The organism is Micromonospora desertarenae (assembly GCF_056150265.1).
In genome coordinates this window covers 136338-153702 of sequence record NZ_JAXCFQ010000009.1, presented here as the reverse complement: position 1 = coordinate 153702, position 17365 = coordinate 136338, and the positions used below count along the sequence as shown (strand labels likewise).

18 protein-coding genes are annotated in these 17365 nt (G+C 72.5%); 7 read left to right on the top strand and 11 right to left on the bottom strand.

Annotated features, from left to right (window positions below):
• Positions 1–2: 2 nt before the first annotated feature.
• From SM577_RS19840 to SM577_RS19815, 6 genes are all read right to left on the bottom strand, one after another.
• Positions 3–959, bottom strand: coding sequence for a LamG-like jellyroll fold domain-containing protein (locus SM577_RS19840; protein ID WP_302921289.1), 957 nt, complete (start codon positions 957–959; stop codon positions 3–5).
• A gap of 139 nt (positions 960–1098) precedes the next feature.
• Positions 1099–1848, bottom strand: a complete 750-nt coding sequence (locus tag SM577_RS19835; RefSeq protein ID WP_302921288.1) for an ABC transporter ATP-binding protein — start codon at positions 1846–1848, stop codon at positions 1099–1101.
• On the bottom strand, positions 1838–2578 hold the full coding sequence (locus SM577_RS19830; protein ID WP_474579699.1) for an ABC transporter ATP-binding protein: 741 nt from the start codon (positions 2576–2578) through the stop codon (positions 1838–1840). Before SM577_RS19830 ends, SM577_RS19835 begins: the two co-directional genes overlap by 11 nt.
• Before the next feature lie 70 nt (positions 2579–2648).
• Positions 2649–3968 (bottom strand): branched-chain amino acid ABC transporter permease, encoded by a 1320-nt coding sequence (locus SM577_RS19825; protein WP_474587671.1) that lies wholly within the window; start codon positions 3966–3968, stop codon positions 2649–2651.
• Positions 3952–4839: a branched-chain amino acid ABC transporter permease gene (locus SM577_RS19820; RefSeq protein WP_474587670.1), complete on the bottom strand. Its 888-nt coding sequence runs from the start codon at positions 4837–4839 to the stop codon at positions 3952–3954. The genes SM577_RS19825 and SM577_RS19820 overlap by 17 nt, the downstream gene beginning before the upstream one ends.
• Positions 4840–4847: 8 nt before the next feature.
• Positions 4848–5954, bottom strand: coding sequence for an amino acid ABC transporter substrate-binding protein (locus SM577_RS19815; RefSeq protein WP_302921284.1), 1107 nt, complete (start codon positions 5952–5954; stop codon positions 4848–4850).
• A 237-nt stretch (positions 5955–6191) separates the two neighbouring features.
• Here SM577_RS19815 and SM577_RS19810 point away from each other — a divergent pair, with 237 nt between their 5' ends.
• Positions 6192–7235, top strand: coding sequence for a LacI family DNA-binding transcriptional regulator (locus tag SM577_RS19810; RefSeq protein WP_302921283.1), 1044 nt, complete (start codon positions 6192–6194; stop codon positions 7233–7235).
• A gap of 114 nt (positions 7236–7349) precedes the next feature.
• Here the strand turns inward: SM577_RS19810 and SM577_RS19805 are convergent, their stop codons facing one another.
• Positions 7350–8303 (bottom strand): sulfite exporter TauE/SafE family protein, encoded by a 954-nt coding sequence (locus SM577_RS19805; RefSeq protein ID WP_474587669.1) that lies wholly within the window; start codon positions 8301–8303, stop codon positions 7350–7352.
• A gap of 253 nt (positions 8304–8556) precedes the next feature.
• Between SM577_RS19805 and SM577_RS19800 the strand changes: the two genes are divergently transcribed.
• The gene (locus SM577_RS19800) at positions 8557–9687 is read left to right on the top strand and encodes a DNA glycosylase AlkZ-like family protein (RefSeq protein ID WP_474579702.1); all 1131 of its coding nucleotides are present in this window, start codon (positions 8557–8559) and stop codon (positions 9685–9687) included.
• 60 nt (positions 9688–9747) lie between these two features.
• Complete coding sequence (locus SM577_RS19795) at positions 9748–10755, top strand: endonuclease/exonuclease/phosphatase family protein (RefSeq protein WP_474587668.1); 1008 nt, start codon at positions 9748–9750, stop codon at positions 10753–10755.
• Here the strand turns inward: SM577_RS19795 and SM577_RS19790 are convergent.
• Both SM577_RS19790 and SM577_RS19785 read right to left on the bottom strand, forming a co-directional pair.
• On the bottom strand, positions 10739–11323 hold the full coding sequence (locus SM577_RS19790) for a DUF3995 domain-containing protein (RefSeq protein ID WP_474587667.1): 585 nt from the start codon (positions 11321–11323) through the stop codon (positions 10739–10741). The genes SM577_RS19795 and SM577_RS19790 overlap by 17 nt on opposite strands.
• Positions 11310–11765 (bottom strand): hypothetical protein, encoded by a 456-nt coding sequence (locus SM577_RS19785; RefSeq protein ID WP_474587666.1) that lies wholly within the window; start codon positions 11763–11765, stop codon positions 11310–11312. Before SM577_RS19785 ends, SM577_RS19790 begins: the two co-directional genes overlap by 14 nt.
• Before the next feature lie 169 nt (positions 11766–11934).
• On the opposite strand from SM577_RS19785, the gene SM577_RS19780 reads away from it, so the two are divergent.
• The 3 genes from SM577_RS19780 to SM577_RS19770 all read left to right on the top strand — a co-directional run bounded on the left by SM577_RS19780 (position 11935) and on the right by SM577_RS19770 (position 15266).
• Positions 11935–13128, top strand: a complete 1194-nt coding sequence (locus tag SM577_RS19780) for an NAD(P)/FAD-dependent oxidoreductase (RefSeq protein ID WP_474587665.1) — start codon at positions 11935–11937, stop codon at positions 13126–13128.
• 232 nt (positions 13129–13360) lie between these two features.
• Positions 13361–14257 carry an RNA polymerase sigma-70 factor gene (locus SM577_RS19775; RefSeq protein ID WP_302921277.1) on the top strand — a complete coding sequence of 299 codons (897 nt, stop codon included), beginning with the start codon at positions 13361–13363 and terminating at the stop codon, positions 14255–14257.
• Between the two features lie 451 nt (positions 14258–14708).
• Positions 14709–15266 (top strand): GtrA domain-containing protein, encoded by a 558-nt coding sequence (locus SM577_RS19770; protein ID WP_474587664.1) that lies wholly within the window; start codon positions 14709–14711, stop codon positions 15264–15266.
• 67 nt (positions 15267–15333) lie between these two features.
• Here SM577_RS19770 and SM577_RS19765 read toward each other — a convergent pair whose 3' ends face one another.
• Both SM577_RS19765 and SM577_RS19760 read right to left on the bottom strand, forming a co-directional pair.
• Entirely contained in the window at positions 15334–15600 is a 267-nt protein-coding gene (locus tag SM577_RS19765; protein WP_474587663.1) for a VOC family protein, read from the bottom strand.
• Between the two features lie 153 nt (positions 15601–15753).
• Complete coding sequence (locus SM577_RS19760; protein ID WP_474587662.1) at positions 15754–16005, bottom strand: hypothetical protein; 252 nt, start codon at positions 16003–16005, stop codon at positions 15754–15756.
• A gap of 173 nt (positions 16006–16178) precedes the next feature.
• Between SM577_RS19760 and SM577_RS19755 the strand changes: the two genes are divergently transcribed.
• Positions 16179–16946: an IS5 family transposase gene (locus SM577_RS19755; protein ID WP_474587661.1), complete on the top strand. Its 768-nt coding sequence runs from the start codon at positions 16179–16181 to the stop codon at positions 16944–16946.
• Positions 16947–17365 lie beyond the last annotated feature (419 nt).

Below are 17365 nucleotides of genomic sequence, written 5' to 3'. Positions count from 1 at the left end.
GGTCAGCGGGCCAGGTAGCGGTACTGCTTCTCGACGTCGCGGGCGGAGACCGCGGTGTCGAGGAACATCAGGGCGTCCATGCGGCAGTCGCACGGGTTGCGTTCCAGGTTGTCCTGCGGGAAGCTCCCGCCGATCTTGATGCCCCGCGGGTCGGAGGCGGTGGTCACGTGCGGGCCGGGCCCGGACACCAGCCACGGGTCGTCGGTGCGGGTGTAGAAGCCGTCCAGCGGCCGGCCGTTGCGGTAGAGCGCCATCGTTCCGGTGCCGAAGTCGAAGGTGGCGGCCAGGTGCACCCACTCCCCCTTCGGCAGCAGGGTGCGCCAGTCCGCGTTCGCGGCGAAGGTCTGCGAGTTGCCGCCGTCGAGCCGCCGGCCGAGGGCGACCAGCCGCAGTTCGCCGTTGACGTCGATGAGCTCCAGCAGCGCCCGGACGCCGTGGCCGTCGGAGTCGCCGGTCAGCACGCCGGCCAGGCCGATGGCGTTGAACCGGTCGTCCGGGTTCGGGGTGGTGGAGTTGGGCAGCGGGGCGTCCATCTCCAGCTTGAACCAGCCCATCACGGTGGTGCCGGCGACGGCGCTGAACGGGCGCAGCGTACGTACGCCGCTGGCCGAGAAGATGCCGGCCTTCCAGTCGTCGTTGCCGGCCCGGTCAGGGTCGACCTGCCGGGTCTGCAACGCCCTGCCGCTGCCCGGGTAGGCGCGGTCCGGCACCCGCATGGCGGCGCCGCCGTTGACCAGTTCGATCTCGGTGCCGGAGCGGCCCTGGTCGCGCTCCAGCGCCACGTCGCCCGGCACCGGGTGGTCGAAGTCGTAGTAGGCGACCAGGTGCTCGCGCAGGGTGGGGTGGACGTCGCGGGGACGGTTCCGGTCCGCCTGGGCCGGCGCGGTGGCGGCGCCGGCCAGGACACCGGCCGCCAGCAGGGCGGCGGTGACGGCGGCGGCGCGTCTGGTTCGGGTCATCGCGTACACCTCTCCTCGGGTCCGCGTGGCACGTAACCGCTTCCGTAAGCGCTTACGTGTCGCGCCGGGTCATCTCGTCGTGCCGTTCGTCGCGGGGTCGCCTCGGGAGTCGCGGGCTCGGTGGACAGTCGGGGTCGGGTCAGCGCTTGGGCGTGACCGCCGGTTCGGCGGGCCGCCCGCCGAGGTACAGCTCGCCGAGCTGGGGGTCGGCGAGCAGTTGCGCCGCCGGTCCGGAGATGTGCACCCGGCCGAGGTCGAGGACGCAGCCCAGGTCGGCGGTCTCCAACGCCCGCCGGGCGTTCTGCTCCACCAGCAGCACCGCGGTGCCGGCGTCGCGCATCCGCACCACCTGCTCGAACACCGTGCTGGTCGCCTTCGGGTCCAGCCCCATCGAGGGCTCGTCGAGCAGCACCACCTTCGGGTCGACCATCAGCGAGCGGGCGAACTCCACCTGCTTCTGCTGGCCTCCGGAGAGCAGCCCGGCCAGTGCGGTCCAGCGCTGCGCGACCACCGGGAACAGCTCCCGGACGAACTCGGTCCGCTCGGCGATCAGCGCCTTGTTCCGCAGCGTGTAGCCGCCGAGCAGCACGTTCTCCGCCACTGTCATCTCGCGGAAGACGCTGTGCCCCTGCAGGACGTGTGCCACCCCGGCGGCGAGCATCCGTTGCGGGCCCTGGCCGGTGACGTCCTCCCCGCCCACCAGGATCCGCCCCGAGCGCGGCCTGAGCAGGCCGCTGGCCACCTTCAGCACGGTGGACTTGCCGGCTCCGTTCGGGCCGACCAGGCAGACGATCGTGCCGGCGGGCACCGAGACGGTGAGGCCGCGCAGCACCGGCGCCGCGCGCCCGTAGCCGGCGTGGACGTCGACGAGTTCGATTTCAGACGCCAAGGTAGGCCCCCAGGACGCGTTCGTCGGAGCGGATCAGCGACGGCGGACCCTCGGCGATCGGGCGACCACGGTCGAACACCACGATGTGGTCGCTGACGCTCATCACCAGGTCCATGTTGTGCTCGACGATGACGAAGGTCCGCCCCTCGGCGTTGAGCTCGCGCACCAGGGAGCCGATCCGGTCCAGCAGCGCCGGGTTGACCCCGCCGGCCGGCTCGTCGAGCAGCACGGTCTCCGGGTCGCTCATCAGCACCCCGGCGAGTTCCAGCAGCTTCTGCTGCCCCCAGGACATGGTGCGCGCCTCGGACCCGGCGAGGTGCTCGATGCCCAGCCGGGTGAGCCACGCCCGGGCCCGGTCCACCTCCGCCCGGGTGTGCGCGCCGCGCAGCGACCCGGCCAGCCCGTGCGGGCGGACCGCCGCGAGCACGTTGTCCAGGGCCGACATCCGGGGGAACACCCGGCACAGCTGGAAGGTGCGGCCGATGCCGGCGCGGGCGATGGCGTGCGGCGACCGCCGGGTGATCTCCTGCCCGCGGTACGTCGTCCGCCCGGCGTCCGGCCGGATCATCCCGGTGACGCAGTTGAAGAACGTCGTCTTGCCCGACCCGTTCGGCCCGATCAGGGCGTTGACCTGGCCGTGCCGGAACGTCACCGTGGCACCGTCGAGCGCGACCACGCCGCCGAACGCCTTGGTCAGCCCCTCGGTCGCCAGACTGCGCGGCTCGCTCATCCCGGCACTCCGCATCGCCGCGTGCCGCCTGGCGGCACCACCGCGCCGCGTCGTCTGACGTCTCGCCCACTCATGGCCGCTCCTTCGTCGGTTGCGCGCCGCCGGGGACCGCGACGGCGTCGACCCGCGCCCCCGCCGTACGCTCCTCGCGCAGTTGGGCGGCGGTGACCTCGCGGATGGAACTCTGTGTCGTCCCGAACAGCCGGTTGGCCAGCGCGCCGATCGCCGGCAGCACGCCGTCGGGCATGAACAGCACGACGAGCGCGAGCAGCACGCCGGTGGCGACCAGGTGCAGCGGCGTGTTGCCGAACTCGACCTTGAAGTACTCCAGCGCGATGCCGACCACCAGGGCCCCGACCAGCGGGCCGAACAGGTGCCGGACCCCGCCGAGCAGCGCCATCAGCACCAGGTAGGAGCCGGTCAGGATGGAGAACTGGAAGACCGGGTCGAGGTCGCCGAACCAGAGCGCGTAGAGCCCGCCGGCCAGCGCGGTGAACCCGGCCGAGACGACGAACACCACGAGCTTGTACGCGAACGTCGGCGTGCCGAGCGCCTCGGCCTTGTCCTCGTCCTCCCGGATCGCCTTGAGCCCGAGGCCGAACCGCGAGCGGTCGATCAGCCACCAGGCCAGCAGCGCGAGCCCGAGCAGCCCGGCGAAGAGGAAGTAGAACACCCGGTGGTGCTCCGGGCGCAGCAGCCCGGGGAACGGTCGCGGCACCACCAGGCCCCGCGAGCCGCCGGTGAGCGAGGCCCAGCTCTGGAAGACCAGCAGCAGGATCAGCACCAGGGCGATGGAGACGATGACGAACGAGGCGCCGCGTACCCGCAGCGCCGCGTAGCCGATCGGCACCGCCAGCACGGCCACCAGCAGCGCCGCCACGGCCAGCGCCACGAAGCTGGGCAGCCCGGCCTTGGTGACCAGCAGCGCGGTGCCGTAGCCGCCGAGGCCGGCCAGCGCGCCGTGGCCGAGCGAGATGTAGCCGGTGAACCCGCCCACGAAGTTCCACGACGTGGAGAGCACCGCGTAGTTCAGCACCACCACGCCCGCGGACAGGATGTACGGGTTGGGCGCCAGCGACGGGAAGGACAGCACCGCGGCGGCGAGCGCCACCAGCGCGACCGCCCGCACGATCCAGCCGACCCGCCCGCGGGCGAGCACCCTGGTCGTGGCCGGTGTCGTGGTGCCGCCGTCCGGCGCGGCGCCCGACTCCGGCCTCCCGGTGGCGGCCGGGTGCGGCCCCGCCGCGGTGGCCGGCCCCGGTCGGGCGGCGGCCGGCTCGGCGGCGGCGGTGGGCGGCTTCGGGGCGGTGGTGGTCGCCTCCGGCGAGGTGGGGGCCGGGTCGGGCCCGGTGGTGGCCGGGGTGACGGTCGGGTCAGAAGTGCTGGGCAAGGCGACCTCCGAAGAATCCCTGTGGCCGGAACGCCAGCGTGGCGAACAGGGCGAGGTAGAAGATCGTCTGCGCCCAGGTGGTGCCGAGCGGGATCTGCAACAGGCTCTGCGCCATCCCGAGCACCATGGCGGCCATCGCGGCGCCCGGCACGCTGCCGAGGCCGCCGACCACGATGATGGCCATCAGCGGACCGATCCAGTGCCAGTGCAGCGACGGGTAGATGGTGGTGTCCAGGGCGAGGGCGGTGCCGCCGACGGCGGCGGTGGCCAGGCCGATGCCGAAGCCGTACCCGGCCACCTTCTCGGTCTCGATGCCGACCAGCCGGGCCGCGTCGCGGTGCTGGATGGTGGCGCGCAGCGCCCAGCCGAAGGTGGTCTTCTTCATCAGCAGGTAGAGCGTGAGCAGCGCGACGGCGGCGAGGCCGAACGCGATCAGCTTCACCACCGCGATCCGGGCGCCGAAGAGGCCGAAGCTGGCCGAGCCGTAGCCGAGCTGGATGCGCCGCTGGGTGCCGGTGAAGGCGTAGCCGAGCAGCCCCTCGATGGTGACCGCGATGGCGAAGGTCAGCAGCACCGACATCATGGTCAGCGTCGCCGCGCGCAGCCGGGCCAGCAGCAGCCGTTGCAGCAGCACGCCGGCGCCGAAGAAGAGCGGCACGGTGACCACCATCGACAGCAGCGGGTCCACCCCCAGCCGGGTGTGCGACCACCAGGCCAGGTACGCGGCCAGGATGAGGAACGCCGAGTGGGCGATCATCACCACCCGCATGATGCCGAAGTAGAGGGTCAGGCCGGCCGCCAGGAGGGCGTAGAGCCCGCCCAGCAGCAGACCCAGGATGACGCTCTGGAAGAGCAGCGCACCGGAGGGCATCGCCGCGCCTACCAGGCCGGCTTCGGGTAGACCAGGTCGGTCTCCTTGGCGTCGGCCGGGAGCACGATCTGGATCTCGCCGCCCACCCACTGCTGGATCATGTGGGCGCCCTTCGGCTTGCCGGTCTCGTCCCAGGAGAGCGGGCCGACGACCGTCTCGACGGTGTTGCCGCGCACCCACTCGACCAGCTTCTTCTGGCACTCGCCCTGCTCGGCGCAGCCCACCGCGGTCACCGCCGCCGCGACGACCTGGCCGGTCGTGTACGCGTTGGCCTCGTCCTCCTCGGGCGGCGTGCCGAACTGCGCGGTGTACTTCTCGACGAACTCCTTGTTGCTGGGGTACGGCGCCTTCTGGGTGTAGCCGGTGGGCGAGAGGATGCCCTCGGTCTTGTTGCCGATGGCCGCCGCGAACTCCGGGTTCGTCGGTGCGGTGGAGAACGCGGCCAGCTTCGGCTGGTACTTCAACTGCTGGAGGGCGACGATCAGGTTCACGCCGTCCTGGTACTGCGAGCCGCCCACCACGATGTCGGCCCGCGAGGCCGCGATCTTCGCGGCGATGCTGCCGAAGTCGGTGGTGTTCGGTGGGTAGACCTCGTCGACGACGGTCCGGATGCCGGCCGCCTCCAGCTTCTCCTTGAGCCCGTACGCCGTGCCCTGCGCGAACGGGTCGTCCATGGCCGCGTACGCCGCGGTCTTCGGCCGCTGGTCGGCCGGCAGCGCCAGCAGGTACTCGGCCAGGTGGTTGTAGTGGTCGTTGGCCACCGCCGGGGCCGCGTAGAACAGGTTCTTGAAGCCCTGCTCGAAGACCTCCTTCGCGGCGCCGGCCGGCTCGACGAAGAGCATGCCGTACTCCTCGGCCACCCGGGCCGCGGGCACCACCAGGCGGGTGGAGAACGGCCCCACCACGAGGTCGACCTGGTCGGAGCCGATGAGCTGCTCGTAGTCGGCGACCACCCGGTCGGCGTTGGACTGGTCGTCGAGGATCTTCAACTCGACCTTGCGGCCGAGCAGACCGCCCTTGTCGTTCGTGATCTTCGCCCAGGCCTCGTACCCGCGCTGCACGCCCTTGCCCGGCTCGGAGAAGTCTCCGGTGAGCGGGAGGGAGATGCCGACCACGATCGGATCGTCGCTTCCGGCGGAGTCCCCGCCGCCGTCACCACCGCAGGCCGTCAACGCGAGCGTCATCGTCGCGCCGAGAGCCGTCAGCCATCGGATTCGCCTGTATCGGTTCGTCATCCCGCAACGCTCCTTTGCCCGGGACGGAAGCGCTTACGAAAGCGCTTTCGTAGCCTAAGCTGTGTCCTGCGCCACTGGCAATACCGTCGATGGGTTGTTGTTTCCGGGGAGTTGCGGATGCCCAAACCTGGCCCGAGGCTGCGCCTCGTGGACGTCGCCGAACGCGCCGGCGTCTCGCTGGCCACCGCGTCCCGCGCGCTCTCCGGGCGCGAGGGCGTCAGCGAGGAGGTCGCCCGGCACGTCCGGCAGGTCTCCCGCGAACTGGGTTACGTCGCCAACCCGTACGCCCGCACCCTGGCCGGCGGCGCCAGCTCCACGGTGGGCCTGGTGGTGCACCAGGTCGACGACCCGTACTTCTCGGAGATCGCCGGCGGCGTCATCCAGGTCGCCGCCGAGGAGGGGCTGCTCGTGCAGATCTGCCACTCCGGCCGCGACCCCGACAACGAGCTGCAACAGCTGCGGCACCTGATCGCCCAGCGGGTCGGCATCATCCTGATCGCCGGCTCCGGCTACAACGATCCCCGGATCGAGGCGGCGGCGCGCGCCGAGCTGTCGGAGTTCCAGCGCGGCGGCGGCCGGGTCGCCGTCATCGGCCGGCACGCCCTCGGCGTGGACGCCGTGCTGCCGGAGAACGAGGCCGGCGGCCGCGCGCTCGCCGAGCACCTGCTGGAACTCGGCCACCGGCGGATCGCCGTCGCCGCCGGCACCGCCGCGCTGACCACCGTCGCCGACCGCCTCGCCGGCGTCTCCGCCGCGCTCGGCCGGCACGGGCTCACCCTCGACGACCTGCCCGTGGTCCACTGCGACTTCACCCGCGACGGTGGCCGGGCGGCCGCCGAACAGATCCTGCGCGAGCACCCCGAGACCACCGCGATCATCGCGCTCAACGACGCGATGGCCATCGGCGTGCTGTCCACGCTGCGCGCGCACCGGGTCCCGGTGCCCGAACGGATGTCGGTGGTCGGCTTCGACGACGTCTCGGTGGCCGCCGACCTGGCGCCCAGCCTCACCACCATCCGGCTGCCGATGACCGACATGGGCCGGATGGCGCTGGGCCTCGCCCTCAAGCCCCGCGCGGCCCGCCCCCGCCGCCGCTCCACCGGCCACTCCCTGGTGGTACGCGACTCCACCGGCCCCGCCCCGACCCTCCGTCGATCATGAGGTTGTCGACCCGACACGCCGACGTCGCCGTCGACAACTTCATGATCGACGCGATGCCGGCGGGCAGCGGGCAGCGGTCGGCCCCGCCCGGGAGGGCGGGGCCGATGGTTGGGGTCAGAGGGCTGGGGCCACGGGTTTGTCGTCCGGTTCGGTGGTGGCGGTCGCGGCCGCCTCGGCCTCGGCGATGATGCGCCGTTCCTCCTCGCGGTTGGCCAGGTACCGGCGCACGGAGTAGGCGAGGGCGGCCGCCCAGACGACGTAGATGGCCGCGTAGACCGGGTAGCGGACGCTGTCGGGGGCGTCGATCCAGTCGCTGCGCAGCAGGGTGCGGGTGTTGGTCAGGATGATGATGCCGCCGACGGCCGAGCCGAGCACCCGCGGCGGGATGTGCCGCACCAGCCAGGCGGCGATCGGCGCGGCGATGATGCCGCCGAGGAGCAGGGCGGCCACCCAGGCGAAGTTCACGCCCTCCGAGCCGATGCCGACGATGAAGCCGATGCTCGCGGCGACGGCGACGAGGAACTCGCTGGTGTCGATCGAGCCGATCGTCTTGCGCGGCTCCAGCCGGCCGCTGGCCAGGATGGCCGGCGTGCCGACCGGACCCCAACCGCCGCCACCGGTGGAGTCGACGAACCCGGCCACCACCCCGAGCGGGGAGAGGAAGCGCTTGCGCAGCGGCTTGCCGAGGTTGCCCTTGGGCAGGCCGACAGCGGTGAACCGGACCAGGATGTAGAGGCCGAGCGCCAGCAGGATCAGCGACATCAGCGGCGCGGCGGTCTCGGTCGACAGGCTGGACAGGAACGTGGCGCCCGCGAACGCGCCGACGGCGCCCGGTATGCCGATCTTCCAGACCACCTTCCAGTCGACGTTGCCGAACCGCCAGTGCGCGGCCCCGGAGACCAGGGTGGTGCCGATCTCGGCCAGGTGCACGGTGGCCGACGCGGCGGCCGGGTTCGTGCCGATGGCCAGCAGCAGCGTCGTCGAGGTGACCCCGTACGCCATGCCGAGACTGCCGTCGACGAGTTGGGCGCCCAGGCCGACGAGCGCGAGCAGGATGAGTTTTCGCATGTCAACCACCAGTCCGGGTGAGGGGGTTCAGGTTCGTCGGTCGATCGGTCGTCGGGCGGTCGGGCGGCGGTGCCCGGTCGCGCACCCACGCGGGGCGGGCCGGCGGGGCGGAGCCCAGCATCCCGATATTTCCCACTGGTTAGGTGGAGAATAGGAGCCGCGCCGGGCCGGGACAAGCCCTCGTCCCAGCAACTGGTCGCCGACCCGGTCGCCGGCGTGGCCTTGCGTCGTACCGGTCCCCTAGCCTCGATCCGTGACCGTCCATGAGCTGTCCCGCACCGACGCGCGCCGCATCGCCGTACGGGCGCAGCTGTTGGACGCTTCCCGGCCGACCGACCTGCTCGACGTGGTGCGGCACCTCACCCTGCTCCAGATCGACCCGACCGCCGCCGTCGCGCCGAGCGCCGACCTCGTGGCGTTCAGCCGGCTCGGGCCGTCGTACTCGCCGGCGCGGTTGGCGGCCGCCCTCGCCGACCGGGTCCTGCTCGAACTCCGCGCGATGATCCGGCCCAGCGAGGACCTGGCGCTCTACCGCGCCGAGATGGCCGACTGGCCCGGGCGCGGGGGGCTGCGCGACTGGCAGCAGGACACCCGCGACTGGGTACGCGCCAACGACGCCTGCCGGCGCGACATCCTCGAGCGCCTCGCCACCCAGGGGCCGCTGACCTCCCGCGAGATCCCCGACACCTGCGCGGTGCCGTGGACGTCCACCGGCTGGACCAACCACCGCAACGTCACCCAGCTGCTGGAGTTCATGGTGCGGCGTGGCGAGGTGGCGACCGCCGGGCGCCGGGGCCGGGAGCGGCTGTGGGACCTCGCCACCCGGGTCTACCCGGCCGACCCCGTCGTCCCGGCCGACGAGGCGCGCCGCATCCGCGACCGACGACGGCTACGCGCGCTCGGCATCGCCCGCGCGCAGGGGCCGGAGTGCCCGGTGGAGCCGGTGGACGTGGGAGTGGCCGGGGAGCCGGCCGTGGTCGAGGGCGTCGCCGGGCTGTGGCGGGTGGACCCGTCGTACCTGGCCCAGCCGTTCTCGGGGCGGGTGGCGCTGCTCTCCCCCTTCGACCGGCTGATCCACGACCGCAGGCGCACGACCGAGCTGTTCGGCTTCGACTACCAGCTGGAGATGTACAAGCCGGTGGCCAGGCGGCGCTGGGGCTACTACGCGCTGCCGATCCTGTCCGGCGACCGCCTGGTCGGCAAGCTCGACGCGACCGCCGACCGCACGGCCGGCGTGCTCCGGGTCGACGCGATCCACGAGGACGAACCCTTCGACCGGGCCACCGCCGCCGCGGTGCACGCCGAGATCCGGGAGCTGGCCGGCTGGCTCGAACTGGACCTCGTGCTGCCCGGAGGCCGTCCCCCACGACCGTCGTCCGGCTAGCCCGATGCGCCGGGAGACGACAGCCGTCGGGGCCGAGCCGGGCACGCTGACGTGGCGGCCATGACGCGGCCCCACGGCACACCTCGGGTCACGGCCCCGCCGCCCGGCGGCCGCCGGGGGCACCTCCGCCGAGCCCTGGCGGTGCCCGGTCTGCTGCTGGTGGCGGCGCTTGCCGGGGACGCGGACGTCCGGCCCGGCGCCCCGGCCGGGCGGCCGGCGTCCGAGGTACGCGCGTTCTGTCCGGCGTCGGGCCCCTGCGCAGAGCTGGGTGGCCTGACCGGCGGCTCGACCGGCCGTACCCGGGACGAGCCGGTGGCGCGGCGGCCCGGCACGCCGTTCGCGGTGTTGCAGCTCAACCTCTGCAACAGCGGTTTCGCGGCCTGCTACGGCCAGGTCAACAACGGCCGGGCGGTGGCCGAGGCGTTCGCGGCGATCACCGCGCTGCGTCCACAGGTGGTGACCCTCAACGAGGTCTGCCGGGACGACGTGGTGAGCGGCCTGCACCCGGCGATGGTCCGCGCGTTCCCGGGCGACCCGGTGTTCTGGGCGTTCCAGCCGGCGGCCGAGCGGGTCGTACCCGCACGGTCCTACCGGTGCCGTAACGGCGAGCCGTACGGCATCGGGATCCTCGGCCGGGTCGACCCGGCGGCCCGGGGTGGCGTCTCGGTGTTCAACGGGCTCTACCCACAGCAGGCCGACGGCCCGGACGAGTTGCGGGTCTGGCTCTGCGTGGCGGCGGCCGACCGCTACCACGCCTGCACCACCCACCTGACCTTCGCCTCGGCAGCGGTGGCGATCCGGCAGTGCCAGCACCTGCTGCGGGTGGAGATACCCGCGATGCGGGCGGCCACGGGGTCGTCGGCACCGGTGCTCGTCGCCGGCGACCTGAACCTCACCGCCGGCGGCTCGCCGGACGTGCGGGACTGCGTCCCCGCGGGCTACCACCACGTCGGCAACGGCAACGTCCAGCACGTCATCGCCACCGGCGACCTCGACCTCGCCGACGCCCGCTCCTACCCGATGCGCCGCACCGACCACAACGGCTGGTTCGTCAGCGGCGAACTCTGACCGCTCCCGGCCGCCCGTCCCGCCGGAACCGGTCCGCCGGGCCCGGCTCGGGTCGGTCCCGAGCCGGAACGCGGGCCGCCAGCGCCCATCCCGTCGCCGTCCAGCAGATCCCCCACAGCAGGAAGAACGGCGACCAGAGCAGCAGGTCCCAGCGCGCCAGGTCGCGGGCCAGGGCGGCCTGTTCGACCGGCGGCGGGCGGACCCCGGCCAGCAGCAGCCCGTCGCCGACGAAACCGAACCCCAGCGCCCCGACCGCCCGGGCGATCATGAAGATCCCCAACACCCACGCGACCGCCAGCAGCAGCCGACGCGGCACGAGCGCACCCCACGGGCGTACGGCGGCCAGCGCGACGACGACGCCGACCACCGCGGCCCCGCCCAGCACCCAGTGGCTCGCCACGAACAGCGGATCACGGGCCAACAGCCGCTCGCGTAGCTGCGGAGGCAGCGGGTCCTTGTCGGCGAGGGCGTTGGCGCCGAGCGCCTGCGCGAGCTTCATCGATCCGTACGCCGCCGCGCCCGCCGCCGCCCCGTACGCCGCGAGGATCCCCCGGTCAGCCCGCGACACGTCGCCTCGTCGCCGTCTCGTAGGAGCGGATCGTCGCCAGCAGCAGCCCGATCACGACGAGCCCGAGGACGCCGTGGTACCACCGCCAGCCGACACCGAGACCGACGAACCCGTCCAGGATCATGATCACGGCGCCGCCGCCGACGGCGAGCAGCATCCCGGCCAGCGCCGGCAGCATCACGGCCCGCGGCACCCGGCGACCCAGCGGCGTGACCGTGGCGAGGGCGAGGCTCGCGCCCAGCACACCGGTCGCGGCGGCGGACCACTGCGCCACCGCCGGATCCAGGAAGTAGGCGTCGGCTTCGGCGGCCGAGACGGGCGGGCCGCCCGGAAACCCGAGCCGGGACTGCGCGGCGAAGGCGGCCTTCCCCACGGCGTAACCGAGGAACACCACCGCCATCGCGTACGCCGGCCACCGCCGGGAGGAAGCAGGATCGACCATGGTCACGACGCTAGCCACCCCGCACCGGGCCCCGACTCCCGAAGGGAGGGGAGGTTTCTCCCCCGCGGGAGGGAGCGAGCCCGGGGCGGCGTGATCTGCTTCACCCGCCGTCACGCGGCTCGACCGGGCGGTGTCTCGATGCCGAATCCCGCCAGACGGAGGAGACACCATGATGGGCAGTACCGACGTGGTCGTGATCGGCGGCGGATACGCCGGCGTCCTGGCCGCCAACCGCCTGACGCAGCGCGACGACGTGACAGTGACCCTGGTCAACCCGCGCCCGAGCTTCGTCGAACGGATCCGCCTGCACCAACTGGTCGGCGGCTCGCACGGCGCGGTGGTCGACTACCGGGACGTCCTGGCCGGACGCGTCCGGTTGGTGGTCGACACGGTGACCCGGATCGACCCCACCGCGCGCAGCGTGACGGTGGCGTCCGGCGGCACGCTCGACTACGACTACCTGATCTACGCGGTGGGCAGTGGCGGTGCGGACCTGCGCGTGCCCGGAGCGGCCGAGTTCGCGTACCCGATCGCCAGCCTGGAGGACGCCCAGCGGCTGCGTACCGCCGTTGCCGCCGCGCCGGCGACGGCCACGGTCACGGTCGTCGGAGCCGGACCGAGCGGCATCGAGGTCGCCGCCGAGCTGGCGGAGGCGGGCCGCCGGGTGACCCTGGCCTGCGGCGGGGTGCTCGGCCCGTACCTGCACCCGCGCGGCCGACGCTCGGTCGCCAAGCGGCTGGCCCGGCTCGGGGTGACCGTGCTCGAAGGCCCCGAGGCGACGGTGACGGCGGTGACGCCCGACGCCGTGCGGCTGGCTGACGGCCGGGAGCTGCCCAGCCGGGTGACCATCTGGACCGCCGGGTTCGGGGTGCCGGACCTGGCCAAGCGCAGCGGGCTGCGCACCGATGCCCTGGGCCGGCTGCTCACCGACGAGACGCTGACCAGCGTGGACGACCCGCGCATCGTCGCGGCCGGGGACGCGGCCGCCCCCTCGGACCTGCCGTTCCGGATGAGCTGCCAGGCCGCCACGAGAATCGGCGCACACGCCGCCGACACCGTGCTCAGCCGGATCGCGGGTGACCGACCCGCGCCCATCAACCTGGGCTTCTTCGGCCAGTGCATCAGCCTGGGCCGGCGCGCGGGCATCTTCCAGTTCGCCGCCAGGGACGACACCGCGACCGGGGTCCACCTCGGCGGCCGGCCCGGCGCGAAGCTCAAGGAGTTCGTCTGCACGCACACCGTCAGGCACCTGGCGAACGAGGCACGCAAGCCCGGCTCGCTCACCTGGGTCAAGGACGACAAGCGCCAGGAGGTGCTGCGGGCCAGGCGCGGCGGCGCACCGGCCGGCGCGCCACGGGTCTAGCGAGGCCCGGCCGGGCGCCGGCCGGCGCGGGACCGCCCCGGCGAGGCACCCCCACTCGGTCCGGCCGAGCGCAACGGATCCGAGCGCGGGTCGTGCGGCGACGCCCGGGTCGGGCGTCGCCGCACGCAGGCGTTCGTCAGCGGCCGCGATGACGGATCATCGTCGAGATGGCCGGCTGGTGTCCCACTCCCGATCGGGGCGGATCGCACGCCCACCGAGCAGAGAGGTCGAGATGAGCGACCACGGCACTGACCCGGCGACGGAGAGTTTCGTCGCCCACCGCAACCTGCTCTTCACCGTCGCGTACGAGCTGCTCGGATCGGCGGCCGACGCCGAGGACGTGCTGCAGGAGACCTGGCTGCGGTGGGTCAAGGCCGACCTGGAGCAGGTACGCGACCAGCGCGCCTACCTGGTCCGGATCACCACCCGGCAGTCGCTCAACCGGCTGCGCACGATGAGCCGCCGCAAGGAGGCGTACGTCGGCCCCTGGCTGCCCGAACCGCTGCTCACCACCCCGGACGTGGCCGAGGACGTCGAACTCGCCGAGAGCGTGTCGATGGCGCTCATGATCCTCCTCGAGACCCTGTCGCCCACCGAGCGCGCCGTCTTCGTGCTGCACGAGGCGTTCGGCATCAGCTACGACGAGATCGCCGCCGCCCTCGACAAGAGCCCCGCGGCGGTGCGCCAGATCGCGCACCGCACCCGCCGGCACGTCGATGCCCGCCGCCCCCGTGGGGTGGTCTCGCCGAGCGAGACCAGGGCGGCGCTGGAGTCGTTCCAGCGCGCGATCGAAACCGGGGACCTGCAGGGCCTGCTCGACGTGCTCGCCCCGGAGGTCGTCCTGGTGAGCGACGGTGGCGGCGTCAAGCACGCCGCGCTGCGGGCGATCACCGGCGTCGAGAAGGTGGCCCGCATGTTCTTCCGGGGCCTGGACAGGGTCGACGGCACGCTCACCACCGAACCGACGGTGGTCAACGGCAGCCCGGCACTGCTCGTACGCCTGGACGGCGAGCTCGACGGCATCATGGCGGTCCGGGTCGAGGAGGCCCGCATCACCGGCCTCTACTACGTCCGCAACCCCGAGAAGCTGACCCGGATCGCGTCCGAGACCCCGCTCACCCGGCGCTGACCGAGCGCCAGCTCCGGCCGGCGGAGGCCAGGTGAAGCGGCCACCGCTCCGCGCTGCTGACATCGCGCTGCTGCGGGTGAGCCGGCCGCGTCAGCGCGCTGATAGGGCGGTGTCAGTGGTGGCAGCCATGGTCGGTGTGCGCGGCGGACACGAGCCGCGGAGCACCAGCCACGACCGCCCGTTGGAGAGCATGATGCGAAGCAGGACACCGCCGCCCCGATCTCCGCTGTTCCGGCGAGGAGTGCCGGGCAGGCGGCTGGCCGGCATGGCCGCGACCGGCGCGCGCTGCCGGCCGCAGCGGCACCGGCAGGCCGGTCGAGGGAGATGCTCCCGTTCGGACGTTCCGTCGATGCTGCGACCCGATCGCCGCCGCGCTGCTCCGGGGCGCGACGGTGAGCCGACCGCGGCGCCGCTACCGCCGAAGCCAGCCGGAGCGTCCGAAGCTCGACCGGTGGGCCCGAGCGCATTCGGCTCGTTCGCCAGGTTCGTTCTGTTCGGCGGCGGTGTCGGGCTCGCCTCCAGCATCGCGGTGTCGGCGGTGGCCACGCTCATGCCATGGGCCGTCGCGAACGCGCTGATCACCGTGGCATCCACGCTGCTCGGCACGGAACTGCACGCCCGGTTCACCTTCGGCACCGGTCGGCGCGCGCGATGGCACCAGCACCTGCAGTCCGCCGGCTCGGCCACCGCCGCCTATCTGGTCACCTCGGCTGCCATCCTCGCCCTGCACGCGGTGCAGCCGTCGGCCGGTATCCGCTGGGAGCAGGCCGTCTACCTCGGCGCCTCCGGACTCGCCGGAGCCGGGCGGTTCCTGGTGCTCCGCCTGCATGTCTTCGCCCACCGCCGCCCCCCGAGCTCCGACCTGGAGGGTGCGCGGCCGGAAGGTGCCGGCGCCGCACCGGGCGGTCGTCGACCCGGCCCTGTCGCTGCCGTAGCGCCGCGCCGAGGGCGCGCCATCCGCGGCCGAGCGGCCGTCGCGTGTGACGGCCGTATGCTGACCAGGAGCTGACGACGAGGTCTTCTCGGCAAGGTGACGGTTGCCGCGTGTGGACGGGGTGGGGGTGCCCGCGCCCGGTCTAGTCCTGGGGCGCCAGGGTGCGCAGGACGCAGAACTCGTTGCCCTCCGGGTTCGCCATGACCACCCAGTTCCGGTCTGTGCCCTGGCCCACGTCCGTCCTGGTGGCACCGAGGCCGAGCAATCTGGTCACCTCGTCGTCGGTGCTGCGGTCGATCGGGCTGACGTCGAGGTGGAGCCGGTTCTTCCCGGCCTTGCCCTCGGGCACCCGGATGAACAGCAGGGTGGGCGGCATCTGGCGGGCCCGAACGTCCTCGACGGTCGGCACCCAGGAGCCGATCTCGACCTTGCTCCGCTTACGCTTTGATTTGGTGCTAGTCTTGCCATTCTTCTTGCCCCAGTTGACGTTGTCAGTTGAGCCACAGCCGCCGGGACAACCCGTCTTTGGATCGTAACCATAACAATCGAAGTACTGCAGTCGTCAGGGATCATCCCGGTCCTCCCTGAGACGCAGGAACGCCAGCCAGCCCAGCGCCCCGCAAAGCATGATCACGGCAAAGCCCCACCAGCGCACAGAGCCCGGCAGGTTGGCCGCCCTGAACGCGGCTGCGAGCACCGCCACCCGCGCGACGACGCCCGCCCACCGCCGCCAGCCGCAGGCCGGATCACGAAAGACCGTGTATCCACGTAGCCACCCCCAGCAGCCCACCAGCGTGCATGCGGTCAGCAGCATGGGCCAGACGAATAGTCGGTGAGCCGATGCCGCGGGAGAGTTCGACACAAGTCGATTCTCGCCGGTCAGCGCTCGATCGCGCTCCCCAAAGGTCCGCGTGTCGGTCGTACCCTCCAGACGACGACCGGGAAGGGTAGGCAGCTGAGTGTCGGTTACAACGAGAACCTGGCGCGGTGTCTGCTCGTCGTGGCTACCCCTCCGACCTGACCGACGCCCAGTGGGCGCTGATCGAGCCGCTGTTGCCGGAGCCGAACACGGACGGCCGGCGGGAGAAGCACCCGCGGCGGGAGATCGTCAACGCGATCTTGTACGTGGTGCGGCCGGGTTGCCCGTGGCGGTACTTGCCCGCTGATCTGCCGTCGTGGCAGACGGTGTACTGGTACTTCACCCGGTGGGAAGAAGCCGGCGTGACGGAGAGACTCCTGGCCACGCTGCGGGTCAAGGTGCGGGTGCAGCAGGGCCGAGCTCCGGAGCCGTCGGCGGGGATCACCGACTCCCAGACGGTGAAGGGCGCTGACACCGTCGGGCGAGGCAGCCGGGGCTACGACGCGGGCAAGAAGATCAACGGCCGCTTGCGGTTCATCATCACCGACACCCTGGGCCTGCTGGTCACCGTCACCGTACTCGCCGAGAGCTGGCAGGACCGCGACGGCGCCAAGACCGCACTGCTGGGCGCCTACATGACCGCCCCGATCCGGCACGTCTTCGCCTACCAAGGCTTCACCGGGCGCTTGGTCGACTGGACCCGCGATACCCTGCGCACCACGCTGGAGATCGTCCGCAAGTCCGCCGACCAGCGCAGCTTCGCGATCCACCCACGCCGCTGGGTCGTGGAAAGCACCCTGGCCTGGCTCACCGCCTCCCGCCGGCTGGCCCGCGACTACGAACGCCACCCGGCCGTCTCCGAAGCCTCATCCGGTGGGCAGCCATCGCCGGCATGACCCGCCACATCACCCGCGGTCGACCAGCCCGACGGCAAGCCCGCCGCACCTTCACCTGGAGCTGATAACCCCATCACAAACATGCGCTCAGGGCCTACATAGCACTACCCTTTGTTAGTGAAGTGACTTACCAACGCTCCGGCCAGGTCGGACGGCACCCGGCCGCCGAAGTTGGGAGCGACATAGTGCGCCAATGCACCTTGAACCTCCAAGAACGGCCCATACCTTGTACGCCAACTTCCCGCGTCGCCATCCATAGGCATACCTTGCACTACCGCGATACCCAGACCACGATCACCCCAGACACCCCAGCTCGCTGAGCGTCCCGCTAAGGCGACTACGTTGGCAGAATGAATGATGGCACCCGTAATATCGCCACCCGGCTCCTCATTCAAGGCATCCCAATAGCAGTCCTCATG

Bases quoted from the DNA above. Each gene is read 5' to 3' on its own strand.
- SM577_RS19840 (WP_302921289.1), bottom strand. From the start codon at position 959: ATGACCCGAACCAGACGCGCCGCCGCCGTCACCGCCGCCCTGCTGGCG.
- SM577_RS19830 (WP_474579699.1), bottom strand. From the start codon at position 2,578: ATGAGCGAGCCGCGCAGTCTGGCGACCGAGGGGCTGACCAAGGCGTTC.
- SM577_RS19820 (WP_474587670.1), bottom strand. From the start codon at position 4,839: ATGCCCTCCGGTGCGCTGCTCTTCCAGAGCGTCATCCTGGGTCTGCTG.
- SM577_RS19810 (WP_302921283.1), top strand. From the start codon at position 6,192: ATGCCCAAACCTGGCCCGAGGCTGCGCCTCGTGGACGTCGCCGAACGC.
- SM577_RS19805 (WP_474587669.1), bottom strand. From the start codon at position 8,303: ATGCGAAAACTCATCCTGCTCGCGCTCGTCGGCCTGGGCGCCCAACTC.
- SM577_RS19795 (WP_474587668.1), top strand. From the start codon at position 9,748: ATGACGCGGCCCCACGGCACACCTCGGGTCACGGCCCCGCCGCCCGGC.
- SM577_RS19785 (WP_474587666.1), bottom strand. From the start codon at position 11,765: ATGGTCGATCCTGCTTCCTCCCGGCGGTGGCCGGCGTACGCGATGGCG.
- SM577_RS19780 (WP_474587665.1), top strand. From the start codon at position 11,935: ATGATGGGCAGTACCGACGTGGTCGTGATCGGCGGCGGATACGCCGGC.
- SM577_RS19775 (WP_302921277.1), top strand. From the start codon at position 13,361: ATGAGCGACCACGGCACTGACCCGGCGACGGAGAGTTTCGTCGCCCAC.
- SM577_RS19760 (WP_474587662.1), bottom strand. From the start codon at position 16,005: ATGCTGCTGACCGCATGCACGCTGGTGGGCTGCTGGGGGTGGCTACGT.